At 71.5% G+C, this 19,118-nt stretch carries 23 protein-coding genes and 1 pseudogene; 15 read left to right on the forward strand and 9 right to left on the reverse strand.

The window, feature by feature from the left end; all coding sequences use genetic code 11:
* Window positions 1-36: 36 nt before the first annotated feature.
* From ABZ565_RS27885 to ABZ565_RS27910, 6 genes are all read left to right on the forward strand, one after another.
* Window positions 37-975 (forward strand): type II secretion system F family protein, encoded by a 939-nt coding sequence (locus ABZ565_RS27885; protein WP_361032512.1) that lies wholly within the window; start codon window positions 37-39, stop codon window positions 973-975.
* A gap of 27 nt (window positions 976-1,002) precedes the next feature.
* Window positions 1,003-1,890, forward strand: a complete 888-nt coding sequence (locus ABZ565_RS27890; protein ID WP_361032515.1) for a DUF5936 domain-containing protein — start codon at window positions 1,003-1,005, stop codon at window positions 1,888-1,890.
* 197 nt (window positions 1,891-2,087) lie between these two features.
* A complete protein-coding gene (locus ABZ565_RS27895; protein ID WP_361032518.1) occupies window positions 2,088-2,345 on the forward strand; it encodes a hypothetical protein in 258 nt (85 codons plus the stop codon).
* A complete protein-coding gene (locus ABZ565_RS27900) occupies window positions 2,342-2,992 on the forward strand; it encodes a pilus assembly protein TadG-related protein (protein ID WP_361032521.1) in 651 nt (216 codons plus the stop codon). Before ABZ565_RS27895 ends, ABZ565_RS27900 begins: the two co-directional genes overlap by 4 nt.
* Window positions 2,993-3,025: 33 nt before the next feature.
* Window positions 3,026-3,628, forward strand: a complete 603-nt coding sequence (locus tag ABZ565_RS27905; RefSeq protein ID WP_361032524.1) for a hypothetical protein — start codon at window positions 3,026-3,028, stop codon at window positions 3,626-3,628.
* Window positions 3,625-4,257 (forward strand): OmpA family protein, encoded by a 633-nt coding sequence (locus tag ABZ565_RS27910; RefSeq protein ID WP_361032527.1) that lies wholly within the window; start codon window positions 3,625-3,627, stop codon window positions 4,255-4,257. The genes ABZ565_RS27905 and ABZ565_RS27910 overlap by 4 nt, the downstream gene beginning before the upstream one ends.
* Before the next feature lie 50 nt (window positions 4,258-4,307).
* On the opposite strand, the gene ABZ565_RS27915 is transcribed toward ABZ565_RS27910, so the two are convergent.
* The 5 genes and pseudogenes from ABZ565_RS27915 to ABZ565_RS27935 all read right to left on the reverse strand — a co-directional run bounded on the left by ABZ565_RS27915 (window position 4,308) and on the right by ABZ565_RS27935 (window position 7,835).
* The gene (locus tag ABZ565_RS27915) at window positions 4,308-4,547 is read right to left on the reverse strand and encodes a hypothetical protein (protein ID WP_361032642.1); all 240 of its coding nucleotides are present in this window, start codon (window positions 4,545-4,547) and stop codon (window positions 4,308-4,310) included.
* A 97-nt stretch (window positions 4,548-4,644) separates the two neighbouring features.
* A pseudogene (locus tag ABZ565_RS27920) lies at window positions 4,645-4,974 on the reverse strand (hypothetical protein); the annotation flags it as partial.
* Window positions 4,975-5,000: 26 nt separating this feature from the next.
* Window positions 5,001-5,231: a hypothetical protein gene (locus tag ABZ565_RS27925; RefSeq protein WP_361032530.1), complete on the reverse strand. Its 231-nt coding sequence runs from the start codon at window positions 5,229-5,231 to the stop codon at window positions 5,001-5,003.
* A gap of 310 nt (window positions 5,232-5,541) precedes the next feature.
* Complete coding sequence (locus tag ABZ565_RS27930) at window positions 5,542-7,185, reverse strand: TlrC/CarA/OleB/SrmB family ABC-F type ribosomal protection protein (RefSeq protein ID WP_361032533.1); 1,644 nt, start codon at window positions 7,183-7,185, stop codon at window positions 5,542-5,544.
* 260 nt (window positions 7,186-7,445) lie between these two features.
* Window positions 7,446-7,835: a hypothetical protein gene (locus ABZ565_RS27935; protein WP_361032536.1), complete on the reverse strand. Its 390-nt coding sequence runs from the start codon at window positions 7,833-7,835 to the stop codon at window positions 7,446-7,448.
* A gap of 170 nt (window positions 7,836-8,005) precedes the next feature.
* On the opposite strand from ABZ565_RS27935, the gene ABZ565_RS27940 reads away from it, so the two are divergent.
* Entirely contained in the window at window positions 8,006-8,923 is a 918-nt protein-coding gene (locus ABZ565_RS27940) for a YihY/virulence factor BrkB family protein (RefSeq protein WP_361032539.1), read from the forward strand.
* Here ABZ565_RS27940 and ABZ565_RS27945 read toward each other — a convergent pair.
* Window positions 8,920-9,423: a DinB family protein gene (locus ABZ565_RS27945; RefSeq protein ID WP_361032542.1), complete on the reverse strand. Its 504-nt coding sequence runs from the start codon at window positions 9,421-9,423 to the stop codon at window positions 8,920-8,922. The two genes, ABZ565_RS27940 and ABZ565_RS27945, sit on opposite strands and share 4 nt — an antisense overlap.
* Before the next feature lie 120 nt (window positions 9,424-9,543).
* Window positions 9,544-10,122, reverse strand: coding sequence for a GNAT family N-acetyltransferase (locus ABZ565_RS27950; protein ID WP_361032545.1), 579 nt, complete (start codon window positions 10,120-10,122; stop codon window positions 9,544-9,546).
* 242 nt (window positions 10,123-10,364) lie between these two features.
* Between ABZ565_RS27950 and ABZ565_RS27955 the strand changes: the two genes are divergently transcribed.
* Window positions 10,365-10,958 (forward strand): hypothetical protein, encoded by a 594-nt coding sequence (locus ABZ565_RS27955; protein WP_361032548.1) that lies wholly within the window; start codon window positions 10,365-10,367, stop codon window positions 10,956-10,958.
* An 18-nt stretch (window positions 10,959-10,976) separates the two neighbouring features.
* Here ABZ565_RS27955 and ABZ565_RS27960 read toward each other — a convergent pair whose 3' ends face one another.
* The gene (locus ABZ565_RS27960) at window positions 10,977-11,348 is read right to left on the reverse strand and encodes a DUF192 domain-containing protein (protein ID WP_361032550.1); all 372 of its coding nucleotides are present in this window, start codon (window positions 11,346-11,348) and stop codon (window positions 10,977-10,979) included.
* 88 nt (window positions 11,349-11,436) lie between these two features.
* Here ABZ565_RS27960 and ABZ565_RS27965 point away from each other — a divergent pair, with 88 nt between their 5' ends.
* From ABZ565_RS27965 to ABZ565_RS27980, 4 genes are all read left to right on the forward strand, one after another.
* On the forward strand, window positions 11,437-12,234 hold the full coding sequence (locus tag ABZ565_RS27965; RefSeq protein ID WP_361032553.1) for an A24 family peptidase: 798 nt from the start codon (window positions 11,437-11,439) through the stop codon (window positions 12,232-12,234).
* 63 nt (window positions 12,235-12,297) lie between these two features.
* Window positions 12,298-13,098, forward strand: coding sequence for a class I SAM-dependent methyltransferase (locus ABZ565_RS27970; protein WP_361032556.1), 801 nt, complete (start codon window positions 12,298-12,300; stop codon window positions 13,096-13,098).
* Window positions 13,099-13,165: 67 nt separating this feature from the next.
* Window positions 13,166-13,624 carry a hypothetical protein gene (locus ABZ565_RS27975; protein ID WP_361032559.1) on the forward strand — a complete coding sequence of 153 codons (459 nt, stop codon included), beginning with the start codon at window positions 13,166-13,168 and terminating at the stop codon, window positions 13,622-13,624.
* A gap of 64 nt (window positions 13,625-13,688) precedes the next feature.
* On the forward strand, window positions 13,689-14,207 hold the full coding sequence (locus ABZ565_RS27980) for a hypothetical protein (RefSeq protein WP_361032562.1): 519 nt from the start codon (window positions 13,689-13,691) through the stop codon (window positions 14,205-14,207).
* A gap of 271 nt (window positions 14,208-14,478) precedes the next feature.
* Here ABZ565_RS27980 and mgrA read toward each other — a convergent pair whose 3' ends face one another.
* On the reverse strand, window positions 14,479-15,519 hold the full coding sequence (gene mgrA / locus ABZ565_RS27985) for an L-glyceraldehyde 3-phosphate reductase (RefSeq protein WP_361032565.1): 1,041 nt from the start codon (window positions 15,517-15,519) through the stop codon (window positions 14,479-14,481).
* Between the two features lie 199 nt (window positions 15,520-15,718).
* On the opposite strand from mgrA, the gene ABZ565_RS27990 reads away from it, so the two are divergent.
* The 3 genes from ABZ565_RS27990 to ABZ565_RS28000 all read left to right on the forward strand — a co-directional run bounded on the left by ABZ565_RS27990 (window position 15,719) and on the right by ABZ565_RS28000 (window position 19,081).
* The gene (locus ABZ565_RS27990; protein ID WP_361032567.1) at window positions 15,719-16,480 is read left to right on the forward strand and encodes an isoprenyl transferase; all 762 of its coding nucleotides are present in this window, start codon (window positions 15,719-15,721) and stop codon (window positions 16,478-16,480) included.
* 184 nt (window positions 16,481-16,664) lie between these two features.
* A complete protein-coding gene (locus tag ABZ565_RS27995; RefSeq protein WP_361032570.1) occupies window positions 16,665-17,987 on the forward strand; it encodes a PhoH family protein in 1,323 nt (440 codons plus the stop codon).
* A 389-nt stretch (window positions 17,988-18,376) separates the two neighbouring features.
* Window positions 18,377-19,081 (forward strand): transglycosylase SLT domain-containing protein, encoded by a 705-nt coding sequence (locus ABZ565_RS28000; protein ID WP_361032573.1) that lies wholly within the window; start codon window positions 18,377-18,379, stop codon window positions 19,079-19,081.
* Window positions 19,082-19,118 lie beyond the last annotated feature (37 nt).

The raw sequence follows: 19,118 nt of genomic DNA on the forward strand, positions 1-19,118 counted from the left end.
GCCCGCCCACCCCCCATCCGGAAGGCGCTTCCCGACATGGACAACCTGCCGCTCCTGACGGTCGGCGTGACCCTGCTCGCCTGTGTGCTCGCCGTCGTCGGCCTGCATGTCTTCGCCTCCGGCAGGGAACAGCAGCGGGCCCTCATCGACCGCCTGTCCCGGACCGGGCCTCTCGCGATCGAGGGGCGCGCCCGGCGCTTCCGGTCCGTCGACCGCAAGCTGCGCCGGACCCGCCTCGGCAAGCGCATCGAACGGAAGCTCGCGGTCACCGGCCTCGACCTCACGCCCGGCGAGTACGCCGTGTACGTCGCCGCAGCCCTGCTCGGGCTCTACTTCGTCACCGCGGCCGTCTTCGCCCCGTTCTTCGGGCTCCTCGCCGTCGTCATCGGCGCCTGGGGCGGCAACGCCTTCCTCAACTGGCAGCGCGCCAAACGCACCGAGGCGTTCATCGGCCAGCTCCCCGAACTCACCCGCGTACTCGCCAACGCCACCCAGGCCGGACTCGCCCTGCGCACCGCCATCTCCATGGCCGTCGAGGAGCTGGACGATCCCGCCCACGAGGAACTGCGCCGGGTGGCCGACCGCCTCGCCATTGGCCACTCCCTGGACGACGCCCTGAACGAACTCGTGGAACGGCTGCCCTCCCGTGAGCTGACCGTCCTCGTCTCCACGCTCATCCTGTCCAACCGGGCGGGCGGCACCATCGTCTCCTCGCTGCGCAACCTCACCAACACGCTGGAGGAACGCAAGGAGACCCGGCGCGAGGTCACCACCCTCCTCTCGCAGGTGAAGGTCACCGCTGTCGCCGTCCCGGTCCTCGGGCTGCTCTTCCTGCTCCTCATCAACAGCATGCGGGGCGGCGCACTGGACGACATGGCCGCCGCGACACCCGGCCGCATCGCGATCGTCGTCGCGGCCGGCCTCTACGGCCTCGGCTTCTTCCTGATCAACCGCCTCACCCGCGTCCGCATCTGACGGCCGCACAGCGACGAGGACACACAGATGGAACTCCTGCTCGCCGCCGTCATGGGACTCGCCGTCCTCGGCGTCTTCCAGGGCATCCGCATGTACCGCGCGGATGCCAAGCTCCCCAACGACCTGGCCGTCGCCCTGGAGGTCGGCGCCAGCCGCACCAGCGCCGCCGGCTCGGCCATCGACCGCATCGGCATGCGGTACGCCCCCCGGGTCCTGTCGCTGATGGGCCCGAAACGGGTCGACCGGATCCGCCGGAAGCTCGACATGGCGGGCAACCCGCGCGGCCTGACGGTCGACCGCTACGCCGCCCGGCGCGCGGTCTTCGGCGGCCTCGGCATCCTCGCCGCCCTGGCGATGCTGATGAACGGGCAGGTGGTCCTGGCCATCGTCCTCCTGGTCTACGGCCTGTTCTGGACGGACGTGATCATCCGGGCGGCCATCGCCCGACGCAAGGACGACATCGAGCGCACCCTGCCCGACTTCCTCGACGTCCTCGCGGTCGTCGTCTCCGCCGGACTCGGCTTCCGGCAGGCGCTGGAACGGGTCTCGGAGAAGTACACCGGGCCGTGGTCGGACGAACTCCGCATCACCCTGCGCCAGATGGACATGGGCGTGAGCAGACGCGACGCCTTCGACCAGCTCCGCCGCCGCAACGAGTCCGAACAGGTCTCGATGTTCGTCTCCGCCCTCCAGCAGGGCGATGAGCTGGGCGCGCCCATCGTGGACACGTTGATCCAGATCGCCAACGACATGCGCCGCACGGACGCCCAGAACGCCCGCCGCAAGGCGTCCAAGGCCGTCCCCAAGGCCACGCTGATCGTCACGAGCTTCATGCTCCCGGGCACGATCATCCTGATCGCGGTGGGGTTCTACTACGCGGCGAACGTGAACATCAATGAGATCTTCGGCAGCTGAGGCGGGCCCGCTGACTGGGTCGCCTCGAAATGCCGCGCCCCGCGGCCATTTGTGGGACATTCGGAGCTGAGTGGGTGGGAGGTGAAGGCGATGGACCTGGTCGCGTCGGGCATGTCCCATTCGCGGATCACCGCCGCCCGTTTCATCAACATCGGCCAACGACCGATTCCCGGTCGGTCGAAATCGGAGGGGGCACCATGACGGACACGATGCTGCAAGCTGTTGTCACCACGCGGACGTACATCAACGGCTGGAAGAACACCGTCATGGAGGCGGTCAAACGCCGCAGCGACAAGGGGCAGGGCGCGATCGAGTATGTCGGCATCACCATCCTCGTGGTCGCGATCGTGATCGCTCTGATGAGCACGAACCTCGGTACGACGATCGCCACGAAGTTCAAGGCGAAGATCGATTCTGTTCTCAACGGGGGATCGGGTGGAGGATCGAAGGGGTGAAGCGCGAGTCGGGGCAGGCCACACCGCTGTACATCGCAGCGGTGACGGGCCTGCTCTTCGTCGCGTTGATCTTCTTGGCGTTCGGTGAAGCCGATATCCAGCGCAATGGTGCGCAGAGCTCGGCCGATGCCGCCGCGTTGGCGGCGGCCAAGGAATCACGCAGCCTGCTCGCGCCGGATCTGGAGGCCCACCTCACGGACCCCGACTACCTCGACTCCGTGTTCAACGCCGCCTTCGTCGGAGTGCTCGGTGCACCTTGCGGGAAAGCGTCCGAGTTCGCCGCCCTGAACAAGGCGAGCGGGGTGAGATGCCGGCCACTGACCGACGGCAGGTGGGGCTACGAGGTCAGCCTGACGTCGGACAAGGGCATGAGCACGAACGTCATTCCGGGCACTGCGGGAAAGAAGGCGGAGGCCGTGGCCGTGGCTGTTGTCGAACCGCGCTGCACGTTCATTCCTGCTCCGGACAGTGGCCCGGACGAAGATCCGGACCCGGCCCCGGACATGCCGGATACACCGGACACGCCGCATACGCCGATCGGCAAGGTTCGCTGTGACGGCGGCTTGGAATGGGGGATTGATCCCGAAGGGGCGGAATCCATGCCTGACATGGCTGATCTCTTTTCCGTCCATCTGGCCGAAAACTGACCGATCGCGAGTGGACGCAAAGGAACTGGAGCAATGAGTATTCGGTACGTGAGAAGCATGCGCCGAACCGGTGCCGCAGCATTGCTGATCGGGACGTTGACTCTTTCCGTGGCCGCTTGCGGCGGCGACGGAAAGGACGACGCAGGGAACAAGGCTCCTTCGAGCTCGTCCGCGGCGTCCGAGACCGGCGAGAAGCAGCCGGCCGGGCAGGGCGAGACGGATCAGGACACCAGCAAGATCCTGGCGACCGTCAAGGGGGCTATGGGCGTCGACATGGTGATCCACACCGCCGAACGTGACCAGGGCGGCTTCCTCACGCTGACGGGCGAGCTGAAGAACACCTCCGGCAGCCGCGTGGTCACGCCAGTCGAGTGGAGCGGCAAGGAGGAAGCGGTTGTCGCGACGGGCCCCTCCCTGGCGGCGATGACGCTGGTCGATTCCCAGGCGAAGAAGCGCTACTACGTACTCCGCGACACCAATGACCGTCCGCTGACCACGACGAACTACGACTCCGGAATCGACTCGGGTGCGAGCCTGCCCTTCTTCGCACAGTTCCCGGCACCCGCTCCGACGACCTCCGAGGTGAGCGTTCAGTTTCCGGGCTTCAGTTCGGCGACGATCGAGATCTCCGGATGACCCCCCGCCGCGTCACAACAACGCTCCTCGCCGGGGTGGTCGCCCTGGGGGTCGTCGGGGCGGTCGCCCCGCACGCGGTTGCCGGGGACAGTCCCTACCCCTCCGCATCCGCCGAACCCCCCGTCGAGGTCGACCCGACCGACACCGACCTCAAGCTCCCCGAGGGCGCCACCCTCGCCCCGCCCAAAGTTCTCGACATCAAGTCCGTCATCGAGGACCTCGGCGGCGAGGAGCGGCGCGAGGACACCAACGCCGACATCAAGTTCGCCCTTCAGGCGGAAGTGCTCTTCGGTAAGGACAGCGCCAAGCTCAGCGGTGAGGCCAAGGGGCGGATCAACGCCATCGCCGAGGAGATCAAGCGGCAGGATGCCAAGAAGGTCCGGGTGTTCGGGTTCACCGACGACCTCGGCTCGTCCGAGCACGGTGACGTGCTGTCCAAGAAGCGCGCCGAGGCCGTCCACAACGTGCTGGACGAGGCGCTCGGCGGTACCGGGATCACGTTCGAGATCCGGGGCTACGGCGAGGACTACCCGATCGCGAGCAACGAGGACGAGGAGGGCCGCCGGAAGAACCGCCGCGTGGAGGTCTCCTTCCAGCGCGGCGAGACCGAGACCGGCTCGCAGAGCTGACCCGCACCGCGCGGCGGCGGCCCGCACCAGGGCCGCCGCCGCGCGGGGGATCAGTACAGGGCCTTGTACTCGTTGAAGTCGTAGTCGATCAGTACGCGCTTGCTCAGCTCACCCGTCCCGGTCGACGCGTAGCGGTAGAGGTCGCCGTAGCCGTTGACCCCGACCAGGCCCGTTCTGCCGTCCCCGTTGAGGTTGTCCACGGCGGCGAACTTGTTGTAGATGTGGAAGCCGGAGCCGATCGTGACGCGCGCCTTCAGCGGTGCGGACGCCTTCCCCGTGCCCTCGTACACGTACAGCCACGTACAGCGTGCCGCCCTTGGCGATCGCCACCACGTCCGCCCGGCCGTCACCGGTGAGGTCCCCGGCGCCGACGATGAAGCGGTAGGTGCCGTAGCCGTAGCCCACCTTGACCTTCGCGGCGAACGCGGTGCCCTTGCCGTTCCCCTGGTACAGGAACAGGTCGCCCTCGGAGTCGCGGGCGAGGAGATCGCCCGCGCCGTCACCGCTCAGGTCGCCCGGGCCGACGATGTCGTCGTAGACGCCCCATCCAGCACTGATCTTCTTGTACCCGAGGTACAGGTCGTCGCCCTCCACCCGGAGGACGTCGGATTTCCCGTCACCGTTGAGGGAGGAGGCGTTCCGACTGAGGCCGTCGCGGGAGAGGGACGGACTCTCATCCGCCCCGTAGAGCTCGTCGTTGTTCAGGGATTCGTACACATACCCGGTGCCCTCGGGAGAGGCGGCTATGACGTTGCGCTTGCCGGAGTCGTCTTGCGGCCCATGAGGTCACCGCGACCATCGCCGTTGACATCGTCCAGACCCACGAGCTGGTTGTACGTGTCGTACCCGTAACCGATCTTGAACGGTGCCTTGAAGGGCTCCGGCGGGTCCCCGGTGCCCTCGTGGAAAGAGAGATCACCGGCCGGGGTCCGGGTGACGACGTCGCCGATGCCGTCGTCGGTGGCGTCCTTCATGCCGACGGTCTGGTCGTATGCCTGCCAGCCCGGGGCCACCTTGACGCCGGGTTCGAAGGGCCGGCCCTCGATGCGCCCTGTGGAGACGTAGAGATAGAGGTCGCCGGAGCGCGGCGCAGGCCGCGATCCGGCTCGCGCGCTTCGAGGGCGCGCGGCCGGTGCGACCGGATTCAGTGGAGACAGGTGCAAATCCCCCCCAGGGGTTGTCTATGAGTCAGCTGCCAAATGTCGGCTGGTGTTCATATGATCGATATCAGACCCCTGTGGAGGGGGCTTGCATCAGCCATCGCGCCAGTGGTTCACCAGCCAGTCACGCCACCCCCGTACGTTCCACCACCCGCCCACCGTCCAGTTCCAGCCGCCTCCCGCGGAAGCGGTCACGCAGCCGCCGGTCGTGCGTGACGACGACCACCGCACCCCCGAACCCGGCCAGCGCCCCCTCCAGCTCCTCCACCAGCGCCGGGGCGAGGTGGTTCGTCGGCTCGTCCAGCAGCAGCAGGCCGACGGGTTCGCCGACCAGGCGGGCCAGTTCGATGCGGCGCCGCTGCCCGTAGGACAGCTCGCCCACCCTCAGGCGGAGGTCCGCCGGGCTGAACAGGCCCAGCGACAGCAGGTGTTCCGTGTGCGCGTCGAGGTCACCGCCGCGCCCGTGGGCGTACGCCTCCGGGAGCGTCAGACCGGCCGGCCACGGCGTCTCCTCCTGGCGCAGATGCCCGACCCGGCCCCGCGTCCGCACGGTCCCCGCGTCCGGCCGCAGCTCACCCGCGAGCACCCGCATCAGCGTCGACTTGCCGGCCCCGTTCGCCCCCGTGACCAGCAGCCGTTCCGTGCCCCCGATCCGCAGGGCGGGCACCGCGAGACGGCGGCCGACGCGGACCCCGGCCAGCTCCGCCGCGACCGGGGGAGCGGACGCCTCGGCCGTGGTCACCCGGGCGGCGAACACCAGCGGATCCGGCGGCGGCGCGACCGGGCGCTCCGTGAGCCGTTCGACGCGCTCCTTCGCGTTGCGGATGCGGACCATCGCCCCGTGCCCCCGCCCCCGCGCCCGGAACCCGCCGTGCCCGAACACGCTGAGCGGCACCTTGCGCGGGATCGCCTCCAGCCGGGCCACGTTGGACGCGGCCAGCTCCCGGTTACGGGCCAGCTCGTCGCGCCAGTCCTCGTACTCCCGCAGCCGGCGCCGGCGATCGGCGGCCTTCGCGGCGAGGTAGCCCTCGTAGCCGTCCCCGTACCGGGTCACCCGGCCCTCGCCGACCTCCAGGATCGTCGTGGTGACCCGTTCCAGGAACACCCGGTCGTGCGTCACCGCGAGCACGGTGCCCCGGTGCGCCCGCAGGTGGTCCTCCAGCCAGTCCACCGCCCGGTCGTCCAGGTCGTTGGTCGGCTCGTCGAGCAGCAGCAGCTCCGGCCGGGAAGCCAGCGTCCCCGCCAGCGCCAGCCGCGACCGCTCGCCGCCCGAGAGGGTGGACAGCGGCCGGTCCCGGTCCAGTCCGGGCAGCCCGAGACCGTGCAGGGCGATGTCCACCCGCGCGTCGGCCTCGTAACCGGCCCGCGCCTCGTACCGCGCGACCAGCCGCGCGTACGCCTCCAGCGCGGCGGTCAGCTCCGCCCCGGCCAGGCCCGCGAGCCCGGCCTCGGCCCGGCGCATCCGGGCCTCCAGCTGCCGCAGCCCGACGAGTGCCGCGTCCACCGCGTCCTGGACGGTGGCCCCGGCGGGCAGGGCGAGCGACTGGGCGAGGTAGCCCGTACCGCCGGGCGCGACGACGGTCAGCTCGCCGTTGTCGGGCCGGTCGAGGCCGGCGATGAGCCGGAGCAGCGTGGACTTGCCGGCCCCGTTGTCGCCGATGACGCCGGCCCGCTCGCCGGGCCTGACGGTGAAAGTGACGTCGTCCAGCACGACGCGGTCGTCGTAGCGGCGGGTGACGTGGTGAAGTGTGAGTTGTCCGGTGTGCAAGAGAAGCCCCTGTTTCTCGGCCCGTGCCGATCGGCGCGCGGTGGTCGGGGCGCGTCCGCGCACGCCGGCGGCACACCGCTGCCGCGTGCCGGAAGGGCAGGCAGGCGTCAGGGAGCCACGAAGGTATGAGAACGCGGAGGCGCAGGAGAATGCGCTGCTGCGGAGCCGAGCTCAACGCAGACGCAGGGGGAGTATCACAGAGAACCCATGCGCACCAAGCTAGGCAGGGTCCAGGACATCGGCAAGCCGTTTTCGGTCCCTCAACGATCGCTTTCCGCCGCAAGCTCCGCCATGAGGTCCGGGTCGCGCATCCCGGGCAGCTCGTACCCCTTGGCCTCGTCCCACTCGATGTCCAGGTCGTCCAGGTGCACATGCCAGTCGGCATCCGGCAGCGTCCGGCGCAACTCCGTGACCGTGTCCAGCACATGGGCGACCACCGGCAGCAGCCGGCCGGGGTCGAACGGCATCTTGGCGGAGCCGTCGAGGACGGTCCCCGGCTCCGCCACCCGGGGGTCGTACACGTACAGGCTCTCCTCGTCCTCGTACGGGAACGAGGCCTGGCGCGCGGTGAGGACACGGGTGACGGCGGCCGACTCGGGCCCGGTCAGCGGGGTCGCGCGGCGCGCGGTGCAGTAGAGGGAGACGCTCATGGGGGTGAGCGTACGGACGGGGTACGACAACGAGGGGGCCGGAGGCTCCCCCTGGCGCGGAAGCGGGTGTACCGGGCGGGAACCCGAGCAGAAGAGGAGAGGCGGGGGCGGGCCCGGCCCGTACCCGGCGCCGTCCCTCCCACACCGCTCACGTCCCCGGAGCCGCAACCGTGTCCAGCCAGTCCAGCGGCACCGCCGCCGGGGCCCCGCCCCACCCGCGCAGAACCCCGCAGACCGCCCCCGCCCCCGTCCCCGGAAGGGCCCGGCGCTGGCCGCTCGCGCTGCGCCGCACGCCCGTCTCGATGTGGAACGACGACATATCCGACTGGGCCGCCGCCCTCACCTACTACGCGATCCTCGCCCTGCTGCCCGCGCTCCTGGTGACCGTGTCCGTCATCGGACTCGCCAGCCCCGGCGCCACCGGTGCGCTGATAGCCGACATCACCGCCTTCGCGCCCGCCGAGGCCGCCACCGCGCTGCGCGAGCCGCTGGAAGCCGCCACCCAGCAGCGCACCGCCGTCTGGCTGCTCGTCGCGACCGGGTCCGTCAGCGCGCTGTGGTCCGCGTCCAGCTACCTCGCCGTGTTCCGGCGGGCGCTGCACGCCATGCACGGGGTGCGGGACACCCGGCCGGCGCTGCGCCAGGCGCACATCATCGTGGCGTGGGCGGTCGGGCTGCTCCTGCTGATGATGGCCAGCGCGTTCGCCCTCGTGCTCACCGGTCCGCTGGCGCGCTGGGCGGGGCACCGGCTGGGCGTGACCCACGTGGGGGACGCGGTGTGGGAGGTGCTGAAGTGGCCGGTGCTGCTGTGCCTGGTCGCCGGGCTGATCACGGTCCTCTTCCGCACCGGCCCGGAACCGGCCCGCCGGGCCCGGCAGGCGGTGCCCGGCGGGGTGCTCGCGGCGCTGCTGTGGCTGGCCGCGTCGGCGGGGTTCGCGCTCTACGCCACGTACATCGGCTCCTACAGCCGGCTGTACGGCTCACTGGCGGGGCTGGTGGTGTTCCTGATCTGGGTCTGGTTCACCAACCTGGCGCTCCTGTCCGGGGCCCAGTTCAACGTGGAGCTGGCCCGGGCCCGGCGCGGCTAGTCCCCCGTGGTCCCGTCCAGGATCTCGCGGATGATGTCGATGTGGCCGTTGTGACGGGCCGTCTCCTCGACGAGGTGCAGCAGGATCCAGCGCAGATCGGGGCTGATCCCGTTCGAGCGCTTCCGCTCGGCTCGCGCGTCCAAGTCGTGGGCCGCGACCAGCTCCCGGTAGCGGGCGCTCTGCTCCTCGTACTCCCGCAGCACATCGGCGAGCGGCATGTCGACGGCGATCCGCATCTCGCGGTCCGGGTCCTCGTCCGTCCACGGGCCCTCGTCCTCGCCGCCGAGGAAGACGACCTCGAACCAGTAGTACTCGACCCAGCGCAGATGGTTGACCACCCCCGCGATGGTCATCAGCGGGGAGCCGGGCAGGGGGGCCCGAACGGCGTTCTCCTGCGAGAGCCCTTCGCACTTGGCCACCGCGGTGGCGCGGGTGTAGTCGAGGAAGGTGGTCAGCTGGGTGCGCTCGTCCCATGCGGGAGGCGTATCGGTGCGTGTCATCGCCGCACAGCTTCCCGGGGCGGGACGGGGTTGTCCACCGCTTATGCGCCGACGCGCGGCGCCGGCCCAGGCAGCGCCGGACGCGCGGGCCCGGGTTCCCGGCCGTCCTCGCCGGGGAGATCACCGGCCACGCAGCGCCGGATGCGCGGGCCCGAGGAACACGGCGATGTCCGGGCCGCCCGCAGGGCCGGGCACCCGGCGCCAGCCGAGCCGCCGGTACAGGCGCACCGCGGGCTCGGCGTCCGCCGAGGTCAGCAGCCAGCAGCGGCCCCCGGGCGCGGACGCGGTGACGGTCTCCAGGAGCGCGGCCGCCAGGCCGGTCCCCCGGGCGTGCGGGCTGAGCGCGAGTTCGTCCACCTCCAGCGCGCCGACGAGCCAGGCCGCCGTCCGCTCGGGGCCCAGGACCGAGGCGACGGCCGCGTAGCCCCGGGCGGACGGGAAGGGGGAGGCGGTGGTCCAGGCCGTCGCGAACCCCACCACCGTGGCGGCGTCCGGGTCCTCCGGGTCGCCGCTCAGCGCGAGCGCGGCCCTGAAACCGGGACGGGCGGCGTCCTCCGCCAGGCGGTGGACATAGCCGTCGGCCAGGCCCGGGTCCTCGTGCCACGGCGGGCCCGCGAACGCCTCCGCGTAAGTCCGGCGTATGCCGTCCTGGCGCGCCGACAGCGCGTCGGCGCCGCTCGGTTGGACCCACATGACCATGCCGCGACTCCCCGCCGTCCCCACCCCGCGGACCGGTCGGCCCGTCCGGCGAGTCTACGAGCCGGGCCCGGCCCCCGGGGTGCGACCGGACGGGTCCGCGGGGCGGGCCGCCGGATCCGGGCCCCGGACCAGGGGTGGCCCGTACGCTCGGGTACCGACCACCCGCCGGCCCCCACGCCGCCGCCCCGTGCGGTGTCGCGGGCGGGGCGGGCAGCCACCACGAGTACCGAGGTGACGCGCCGATGAGTGACGGTTTCTTCTGCTCGTACCACCTGTGCTGGAGCCGCCCCGACGCCGAGTCGCTGCTCGGCGACCTGGAGGCGGCGGGCGTGCGGGCGGACCACCCGGTCACCCGGCGCATCACCCTGATCAGCCCCGGCGCCGACCCGTCCGGTACGCAGTCCTGGGTGAGCCGGGACCAACTCGTGCTGCTGACCGGGCTGCAACGCCTGGACCGGGTCGACTTCCTGCTGTGGCTGTCCGGCGGCGAGGAGATACGGGCCAGGATCAGCCGGGGCGACGACGGCACGGTGGAGCTGCGCTTCGGCCTCGGCCCGCTGGACCGCGACGCGCAGGAACGGGTGGTCCGCGCGGTGCGCGAGGCGATCGGACGGGCCTCGCTGCTCTGCGTCGGCTTCGTGCTCGACCGCGAGGGCGCGTCGGAGGCCACCGACTGGGCCGGCTTCATCGTCAAGGGGTCGGTGTACTTCGACTGCTGGCCGGACACGCTCGCGGTGCTGCCCGAAGTGGCCGCCGCCCAGCCGCAGCTGTCGGGCGTGAACTCCTTCCAGCAGTCGCCGTGGGTCGTGTACGGCAGCGACGTGCCCCGGAGATAGACCGCCCGGGGCGGCGCCCTACGGGGACTGCTCGACCCGGACCTGCACTCCCGGCCGCAGTCCCCACGCCGCCATCGCCCCGGCCTCCGCCTCGATCACATGCCGGCCGCGCGGCCGGGGCAGCCCCAGCCGGCCCGGCTTCATCGTGTGGACGGCCAGCACGTTGAACTTCCGGTCCAGGTACGCCACATCGATCGTGAACCGCATCCGGAAGGAGTGCACGCTCCCGCACGGCGTGATCATCAGCGCCCCGTCGACCCCGTCCCGGCCGAGCAGCCCGCGCGCCCGGTGCCGGTAGGACGCCGCGATCCGCAGCGGCACCCGGGTCTCGGTCACCCCGTCCCGGTCCGTGATCGTCAGCGTCCCCGTGCCATCGCGCCATCGAGCCATGGCCCGACGGTAGCGGCGCCGGTCCGCCGCCGGGCCCGAATCCACAGGCACAACCCCCGCCCGTGGCAGGCCGATTAGGATCGCTCAGGTGTACGCCATGCTGATAGGGGCCGCCGCACTCTGGGGCGCCGCGACCGGGCTCCTGGTCCCGCGCGCCGCCTACCGGTTCTCCGTTCCGCCCGGCGAACCGTGGCGGGACGCCTGCCCGGCCGGCCACCCCCTCACCGGCCCCGCCCGCGCCTGGCTGGGCGCGGCACGCTGCGGCGGGTGCGCGGAGGGGGCGGTCGCCGAGGTGCGTACGGGGGCCCCCGGCGCCGTACCGGCCGAGGACGCGCCCACCCCCCGTTACGCCCCCCACCGCCTCGCTCCCGTCGTCACCGCGCTCGCCTGCGCCGCCCTCGCCTGGGCCACCGGGACGCGGCCCGAGCTGGCGGCCTGGCTGCTGCTCGCCCCGGTCGCGGTGCTCCTCGCGAGCATCGACCACCGCGTGCACCGGCTGCCGGACGGGCTGACCCTGCCGGCCGCCGGAGCCGCCGCCGTACTCCTGGGTCTGGCCGCACTGCTGCCGGAACACGCGGGCTCCTGGCTCTCCGCCGTCCTGGGCGGGCTCGTCCTGGGCGCGTTCTACTTCCTGCTCTTCCTCATCAACCCGCGCGGCATGGGCTTCGGCGACGTCAAACTGGCCCTCTCCCTGGGCACGGTCCTCGGCTGGTACGGCTGGGCCGTCGTCTTCGCGGGCGGCTTCGCGGGCTTCCTGTTCGGCGCGGTGTACGGGGCGGCGCTCGTCGCGCTGCGCCGCGCGGGCCCCAAGACGGGCATCCCGTTCGGCCCGTTCATGATCGCGGGGGCGTTCCTGGGGCTGCTGTTCGGTGCGCTGGCGGCCTGACCCGGGCCCGCCCCGTCCGTAATGCGGTCGCGGCCGGCCGGGTCCGGCTGGGATCATGGCCCCATGCCCGCAACACCTCACGCCACCGTACCCACCCCCGGTGAAGCCGCCCGGTTCGACGCCCTGGTCGCGGAGGCGGACAGCGTCTCCGTCGAGGGGTGGGACTTCTCCTGGCTCGACGGGCGGGCCACCGAGCAGCGGCCCTCCTGGGGGTACGCGCGGGCCATGGGGGAGCGGATGGGGCGGGCGCGGGCCGCGCTCGACATCCAGACGGGCGGGGGCGAGGTGCTGGCCTCCGTGCCGGAGCTGCCGCCGCTCGCCGTCGCCACCGAGTCCTGGCCGCCGAACATCGCGCGGGCGACCGCGCTGCTGCACCCGCGCGGGGTGGCCGTCGTCGCGGACGAGGACGAGCCGCCGCTGCCGTTCGGGGACGGGGCCTTCGACCTGGTGGTCAGCCGGCATCCGGTGACCACGTGGTGGGACGAGATCGCCCGGGTGCTGGCGCCCGGTGGCACGTACTTCTCGCAACAGGTGGGCCCCGCCAGCGTCTTCGAGCTGGTCGAGTACTTCCTCGGGCCGCAGCCCCCGGAGGTGCGCGGCGGGCGTGACCCGGAGCGGGCGCGGGCCGACGCCGAGGCGGCCGGGCTCGACGTCGTGGACCTCCGGTCGGAGCGGCTGCGCACCGAGTTCTTCGACATCGGGGCCGTCGTCTACTTCCTGCGCAAGGTGATCTGGATGGTGCCCGGCTTCACCGTCGAGCGGTACCGGCCCCAGCTCGCCGCGCTGCACCACCGGCTGGAGACCGAGGGCCCGTTCGTCGCCCACACCACCCGCTTCCTGATCGAGGCCCGCAAGCCCGCGTGAGACCAACACCCCCATACGGCCCGAAGGATGGCAGTCTGGTCGCGAGCGCTCGCGGAAGGAGCTGGCCATGGACCTCGGCACCGACGGGGACGCCGCGCACGGCCCGCGCCGGGGCGGCGCCGAGTGGCTCAAGGGGGCCAGGATCGTCGGCGTCCTCGGGATCTTCTACCGCCCCGAGGGCCGGATGGGCGAGCCGGAGGCCGTCTCGTTCGTGCTGGACGACGGCCAGTCGGTCCGCCTGACCTGCGCCTCCGACGGCACCCTGCACGTGGGCGCCGGCACCTGGCCGCAGCTGCCCGACTGGTGTGTGCCCGCCGCGCAGTGGGAGTTCGCCGTGCTGGCCGGTCTGCCGGAGGTCCCGGAGGGCGGCTGGACGGTGCTGAGTACGGACGAGCGCCGGGACGAGCGGGGCGAGGTCCACGAGGCCGTGATCCGTTGCGAGGGCGGCCGCTTCGTGGTCGTCGGCGGGGACACCGTGGGCGTCCGCTTCACCCGGGGCCACCGGGGCGCGGCGGCCGCGACGTGACGTCATGGCGTCGGGGGCCAACTTCCGCCCCCGCACGCCGGGTTCCCGTTCCATACTCGTACCCATGACCTCCGCGAGACGTGCGGCCCCGCTCCGCACCGGTGCAGCCCTCCTCCTGACCGCCTCCGCCCTCACCGGCTGCGGCCACATCCTGGCCACCCCCGGTGACGCGGCGGCGCCCCGGACCGCCGCCGCGTCGGGTCCGCGCGACGAGCAGGACGGCGACGCCAACCCGCACTACGCCGAGAACCACGCCTTCCAGGCCACCGCCGACCTGTCCGGGGCGGACCGCGCCCGGGGCGAGGCGGAGGTGGAGAGGGTGAAGCAAGGGCTCGCCGCGCTCGCGGAGGGGCGCGAGTCCACCGAGGACACGGTCTTCCAGGCACTCCACGCCCTCGGATACCCGGACGGATCGGTCACCACGGGCACCTTCGGAACGCACCGCACCTCGTTCACCGTGTCCCTCGGGACCCTGTGCGTGGACGGGTCGCTGGACGGCGTGGTCAACGGACTCGTCAACGCCGAGGCGCACGGCCGCTACATGGAGGGAACGGGCTGTGTGAAGCCGCGGGGAGGCCACTGACGCGCGGAATGTGGACATCCTGTGGACGTCTCGGGCGTGTTTCCGGTACCCCTCCCGGGCCGGGCGGTGTTCTCGCAGGTCAGAGACGCACGGGAAGGGCGGGCCGGTGACCGGAGCGACGCCACTCACTCTCGGAGAGTAATTATTTCGCGCCGCGGCACCCAGCATCACTTACGAAGGGTTATGGTGGAAACCCCCCCTCGGGCCGGTCCGTAACCCCCCCCCACGGACCGGCCCGTTTTTTGTGCCCGGCGCCGGGCACGGCACGCACTCAGCCCCGCGCGGCCCAGATGTTGGTGCCCTCGGTGTCGACGGCGAAGACGTCGATCTCCTTCAGCTCCTCGGCCGACAGCTCCGGACCCGCCAGCGCCGCGACGTTCTCCTCCAGTTGGCCCACGCTCGACGCGCCGATCAGGGCGGACGTCATCCGGCTGTCGCGCAGCACCCACTTCAGGGCCAGCTGGGCGAGCGACTGGCCCCGGCGGCGCGCGATGTCGTTCAGCCCGTTCAGCCGGCGCACCACCTCCTGCGACAGCAGGTCCGGGTCGAGCGACTTGCCCTGCGTGGCGCGCGAACCCTCCGGGATGCCGTTCAGGTACTTCCCGGTCAGCAGCCCCTGGGCCAGCGGTACGAAGGAGATGCAGCCCATCCCGGCCGCCTCCAGCGTGTCCAGGAGCCCGTCCTCCTCGGTCCAGCGGTTGATCATCGAGTAGGACGGCTGGTGGATCAGGGCCGGCACGCCCATCTCGCGCAGCAGCCGCGCCGCCTCGGCGGTCTGCGCCGAGTTGTACGAGGACACCCCCACGTACAGCGCCTTGCCCTGACGCACGGCGGAGGCCAGCGCCCCCATCGTCTCCTCCAGCGGAGTCTCCGGGTCGAAGCGGTGCGAGTAGAAGATGTCGACGTAGTCCAGGCCCATCCGCTGCAGCGAGGCGTCCAGGGACGACAGCAGGTACTTGCGCGACCCCCACTCCCCGTACGGCCCGGGGTGCATCTCGTACCCCGCCTTGGTCGAGATCAGCAGTTCGTCCCGGTACGGGGCGAAGTCCTGGCGGAAGAGCTTGCCGAAGTTCAGCTCGGCCGAGCCGGCCGGCGGGCCGTAGTTGTTGGCCAGGTCGAAGTGGGTCACACCGAGGTCGAAGGCGCGCCGCAGGATGGCCCGCTGAGAGCCGAGCGCCCGGTCGTCGCCGAAGTTGTGCCAGAGGCCGAGCGAGACGGCCGGCAGCTTGAGACCGCTGCGTCCGCTGCGCCGGTACTCCATGGAGTCGTAGCGGGTCGCGGCGGCCTGGTAGGGGGAAGGGGAATCAGTCACGTTTCTCTCCTTATCACGGACTTGTGACAGGCCGGGTTGGGTGGGTGCGGGGCCCGCGCAGTAATGTGGCCTGACGGGACTGCCATGACACGGCGGGGCGATCCGCCCCCTTCCAGTGCGGCGATCCGATCCCCAGGGGACGACCCCGGACCCCTGACGCGGGGCCGGCGGGCCCGCACGGAACCGAGAGGTGGACTCAGTGAACTTGCGCGACCTGGTGTACGGGCTCTACGCGCGCCGGGTGGAGGCCCGCCTCGACCACTCCCAGGTGCCCAAGCACATCGGCGTCATCCTCGACGGGAACCGGCGCTGGGCCAAGGCGTCCGGCGGCACGGCGGCCGAGGGCCACCAGGCCGGGGCCGACAAGATCAAGGAGCTCCTGGGCTGGTGCAGCGAGACCGACGTCGAGGTCGTCACGCTCTGGCTGCTGTCCACCGACAACTTCGACCGGCCCGAGTCCGAGCTGACGCCCCTGCTCGGCATCATCGAGAACACGGTGCGCGGTCTGGCCGCGGACGGCCGCTGGCGGGTCCACCACGTCGGCACGCTCGATCTGCTGCCCGCCCACACCCAGACCGTCCTCAAGGAGGCCGAGCAGGCCACGGTCGGGGTCGACGGGATACTCGTCAACGTCGCCGTGGGCTACGGCGGCCGCCAGGAGATCGCCGACGCCGTGCGCTCCCTGCTCCTGGAGCACTCCACCAAGGGCACCTCCTTCGAGGACCTCGCCGAGATCGTCTCCACCGACCTCATCTCCGAGCACCTCTACACGCGCGGCCAGCCCGACCCCGACCTCGTCATCCGCACCAGCGGCGAACAGCGCCTCTCGGGGTTCATGCTCTGGCAGAGCGCGCACTCCGAGTACTACTTCTGCGAGGTCTTCTGGCCGGCCTTCCGCCGGGTCGACTTCCTGCGGGCGCTGCGCGACTACGCCGCCCGCCACCGGCGCTACGGAGGCTGAGGCGGGCGGGGCTCGCCCCGCCGTCCCCCGGAAGAGATCCGGTCGGCATGGCCGGCCGGGTAAGAGGGCATATCCCTGACAGGCCGGCGCCCGGTCACCAGCCGGGTGGGCGCCGATGACAAGTGGGATGCCACGCGACGCCCGCCGTCGCACCCCGACCTCTTCCGAGGGGGTACGTCCTTCCGTGGTGACCAGCACAAAGCGCCGCCTGCCCGACAGGCGCACCTACGTTCTCGACACCAGCGTCCTGCTGGCCGATCCGAACGCCATGGCCCGTTTCGACGAGCACGAGGTCGTGCTCCCGGTCGTCGTGGTCACGGAACTGGAGGCCAAACGGCACCATCCGGAGCTCGGCTACTTCGCCCGCCAGGCCCTGCGCCTGCTGGACGACTTCCGGGTCCGCTACGGCCGGCTGGATGCGCCGATCCCCCTCGGGGACCTCGGCGGGACGCTCCGCGTCGAGCTCAACCACTCCGATCCCGGCGTTCTGCCCGCCGGCTACCGGTTGGGGGACAACGACTCACGGATCCTCGCGGTCGCGCGCAACCTCCAGGCCGAGGGGTACGACGTCACGGTCGTCTCCAAGGACCTCCCGCTGCGCATCAAGGCGTCATCGGTCGGCCTCCTCGCCGAGGAGTACCGGGCGGAGCTGGCGATCACCGACTCCGGCTGGACGGGCATGTCCGAACTGTCCCTCGCCGCCGACCAGGTGGACCTGCTCTTCACCGAGGAGACGCTGTACGTCCCCGAGGCCGCCGAGCTGCCCGTGCACACCGGCCTGGTCCTCCAGTCCGAGCGCGGCAAGGCGCTCGGCCGGGTCACGCCGGAGGGCCAGGTGCGCCTCGTCCGCGGCGACCGGGAGGCGTTCGGCATCCACGGCCGCAGCGCCGAGCAGCGCATCGCCCTGGATCTGCTGCTCGACCAGGAGGTGGGCATCGTCTCGCTGGGCGGCCGGGCCGGCACCGGCAAGTCGGCGCTGGCGCTCTGCGCGGGGCTCGAAGCGGTGCTGGAGCGCGGGCAGCACAAGAAGGTGATGGTCTTCCGCCCGCTGTACGCGGTGGGCGGGCAGGAGCTCGGCTATCTCCCCGGCAGCGAGGCCGAGAAGATGAGCCCCTGGGCGCAGGCCGTCTTCGACACCCTCTCGGCCGTCTCCGGGCGTGAGGTGATCGAGGAGGTGCTGGGGCGCGGGATGCTGGAGATCCTGCCGCTCACCCACATCCGGGGCCGCTCCCTGCACGACGCCTTCGTGATCGTCGACGAGGCCCAGTCGCTCGAACGGAACGTCCTGCTGACCGTGTTGTCCAGGATCGGCACGAATTCCCGGGTCGTCCTCACGCATGACGTGGCCCAGCGGGACAACCTCAGGGTCGGCCGTTACGACGGTGTGGTCGCCGTGGTCGAGAAGCTGAAGGGGCACCCGCTCTTCGCCCATGTGACGCTCACGCGTTCGGAGCGTTCCCGCATCGCCGCACTGGTGACCGAAATGCTGGAGGAAGGTCAGATCTGATACAGGTTGGGACGTTGACGCCGCCCGGCGGGCCAAGCAGCCTAGCCGGGCGGCGGCGTGTTGTGGCGCCTTTTCCGTGATTCAGGGCCGCCAAACGGGGTGTGACCTTTCACACGCAACGGAGAATTGCTTCCCCCGGTCCCGTTCCGGCAGAGTCTTGCTTCCGTCAGGCCCCGCATACGGCACACCGGCACCTCCAAAGGCGCCACGCACCACACAACTCAACAACCGCCGTCCGTATGCCGCCCGCGAGTACCACGCGGCGCTCCCTCCGGGGAGTCGCCCACCGGGCCCGTGCCTCCCGTGACCCAAGCAGTAGGGAGGCCAGTGTCAAGGGCACGATTGCGCCCGCGAGGTCACCTAAGCGGGCGATGCTGGAAGGACACCGTGTGAGCCGGATTTCGGTCCGGGGGTTCGCCGTGGCATCTGCCACCGCGGTCACCACCGTAGGCGCCGTCGTAGGCGTTGCATCGGGCAGCACCCCTGCTGCCGACGACAACAACTTCGAGGCGACCGCAGCCGACACCACGCTGCTCGCAGACATTCCCGCGGGCCAGCAGGCCCAGGTGCAGACCGCTTCGCTGACGCAGCAGGCCGACGCCCAGGCGTCCGCCGCCGACGCCGCCGCGAAGAAGTCCGCGGAGGAGACCGCCCGCCTCCAGGCCGCCAAGGACGCGAAGTCCAAGAAGCAGGCCGCCGAGGACCGGCTGGAGCGCGAGCGCCAGGAGAAGAAGGACCGTCAGGAGCGCGCAAGCCGCTCCGAGGTCCGCTCCACCTCGTTCGCCGTGCAGGGCTCGTACACCGTGGCGCAAGTCCAGGCGATGGCTCGCCAGATGATGCCCGCCGACCAGTTCCAGTGCTTCAGCAACATCGTGAATCACGAGTCGAGCTGGAACTACCGGGCGAGCAATCCGTCCTCCGGCGCCTACGGTCTCGTACAGGCCCTTCCCGGCTCCAAGATGGCTTCGGCCGGCGCCGACTGGATGACCAACCCGGCCACCCAGATCAAGTGGGGCCTCAGCTACATGAACAGCTCGCGCTACGGCAGCCCGTGCGCCGCCTGGTCCTTCTGGCAGGCCAACCACTGGTACTAGAACCAGGGTTCACAAGCTCAACCCCGTGAAGCCCCTC

This window comes from Streptomyces sp. NPDC016469 (genome assembly GCF_040632905.1).
Taxonomy (GTDB): Bacteria; Actinomycetota; Actinomycetes; order Streptomycetales; family Streptomycetaceae; genus Streptomyces.

What these genes read in the sequence shown, in the direction of transcription:
- ABZ565_RS27885 (WP_361032512.1), top strand. Translation starts at nt 37, where the DNA reads ATGGACAACCTGCCGCTCCTGACGGTCGGCGTGACCCTGCTCGCCTGT.
- ABZ565_RS27890 (WP_361032515.1), top strand. Translation starts at nt 1,003, where the DNA reads ATGGAACTCCTGCTCGCCGCCGTCATGGGACTCGCCGTCCTCGGCGTC.
- ABZ565_RS27895 (WP_361032518.1), top strand. Translation starts at nt 2,088, where the DNA reads ATGACGGACACGATGCTGCAAGCTGTTGTCACCACGCGGACGTACATC.
- ABZ565_RS27905 (WP_361032524.1), top strand. Translation starts at nt 3,026, where the DNA reads ATGAGTATTCGGTACGTGAGAAGCATGCGCCGAACCGGTGCCGCAGCA.
- ABZ565_RS27910 (WP_361032527.1), top strand. Translation starts at nt 3,625, where the DNA reads ATGACCCCCCGCCGCGTCACAACAACGCTCCTCGCCGGGGTGGTCGCC.
- ABZ565_RS27925 (WP_361032530.1), bottom strand. Translation starts at nt 5,231, where the DNA reads ATGAAGGACGCCACCGACGACGGCATCGGCGACGTCGTCACCCGGACC.
- ABZ565_RS27935 (WP_361032536.1), bottom strand. Translation starts at nt 7,835, where the DNA reads ATGAGCGTCTCCCTCTACTGCACCGCGCGCCGCGCGACCCCGCTGACC.
- ABZ565_RS27945 (WP_361032542.1), bottom strand. Translation starts at nt 9,423, where the DNA reads ATGACACGCACCGATACGCCTCCCGCATGGGACGAGCGCACCCAGCTG.
- ABZ565_RS27950 (WP_361032545.1), bottom strand. Translation starts at nt 10,122, where the DNA reads ATGGTCATGTGGGTCCAACCGAGCGGCGCCGACGCGCTGTCGGCGCGC.
- ABZ565_RS27955 (WP_361032548.1), top strand. Translation starts at nt 10,365, where the DNA reads ATGAGTGACGGTTTCTTCTGCTCGTACCACCTGTGCTGGAGCCGCCCC.
- ABZ565_RS27960 (WP_361032550.1), bottom strand. Translation starts at nt 11,348, where the DNA reads ATGGCTCGATGGCGCGATGGCACGGGGACGCTGACGATCACGGACCGG.
- ABZ565_RS27970 (WP_361032556.1), top strand. Translation starts at nt 12,298, where the DNA reads ATGCCCGCAACACCTCACGCCACCGTACCCACCCCCGGTGAAGCCGCC.
- ABZ565_RS27975 (WP_361032559.1), top strand. Translation starts at nt 13,166, where the DNA reads ATGGACCTCGGCACCGACGGGGACGCCGCGCACGGCCCGCGCCGGGGC.
- ABZ565_RS27980 (WP_361032562.1), top strand. Translation starts at nt 13,689, where the DNA reads ATGACCTCCGCGAGACGTGCGGCCCCGCTCCGCACCGGTGCAGCCCTC.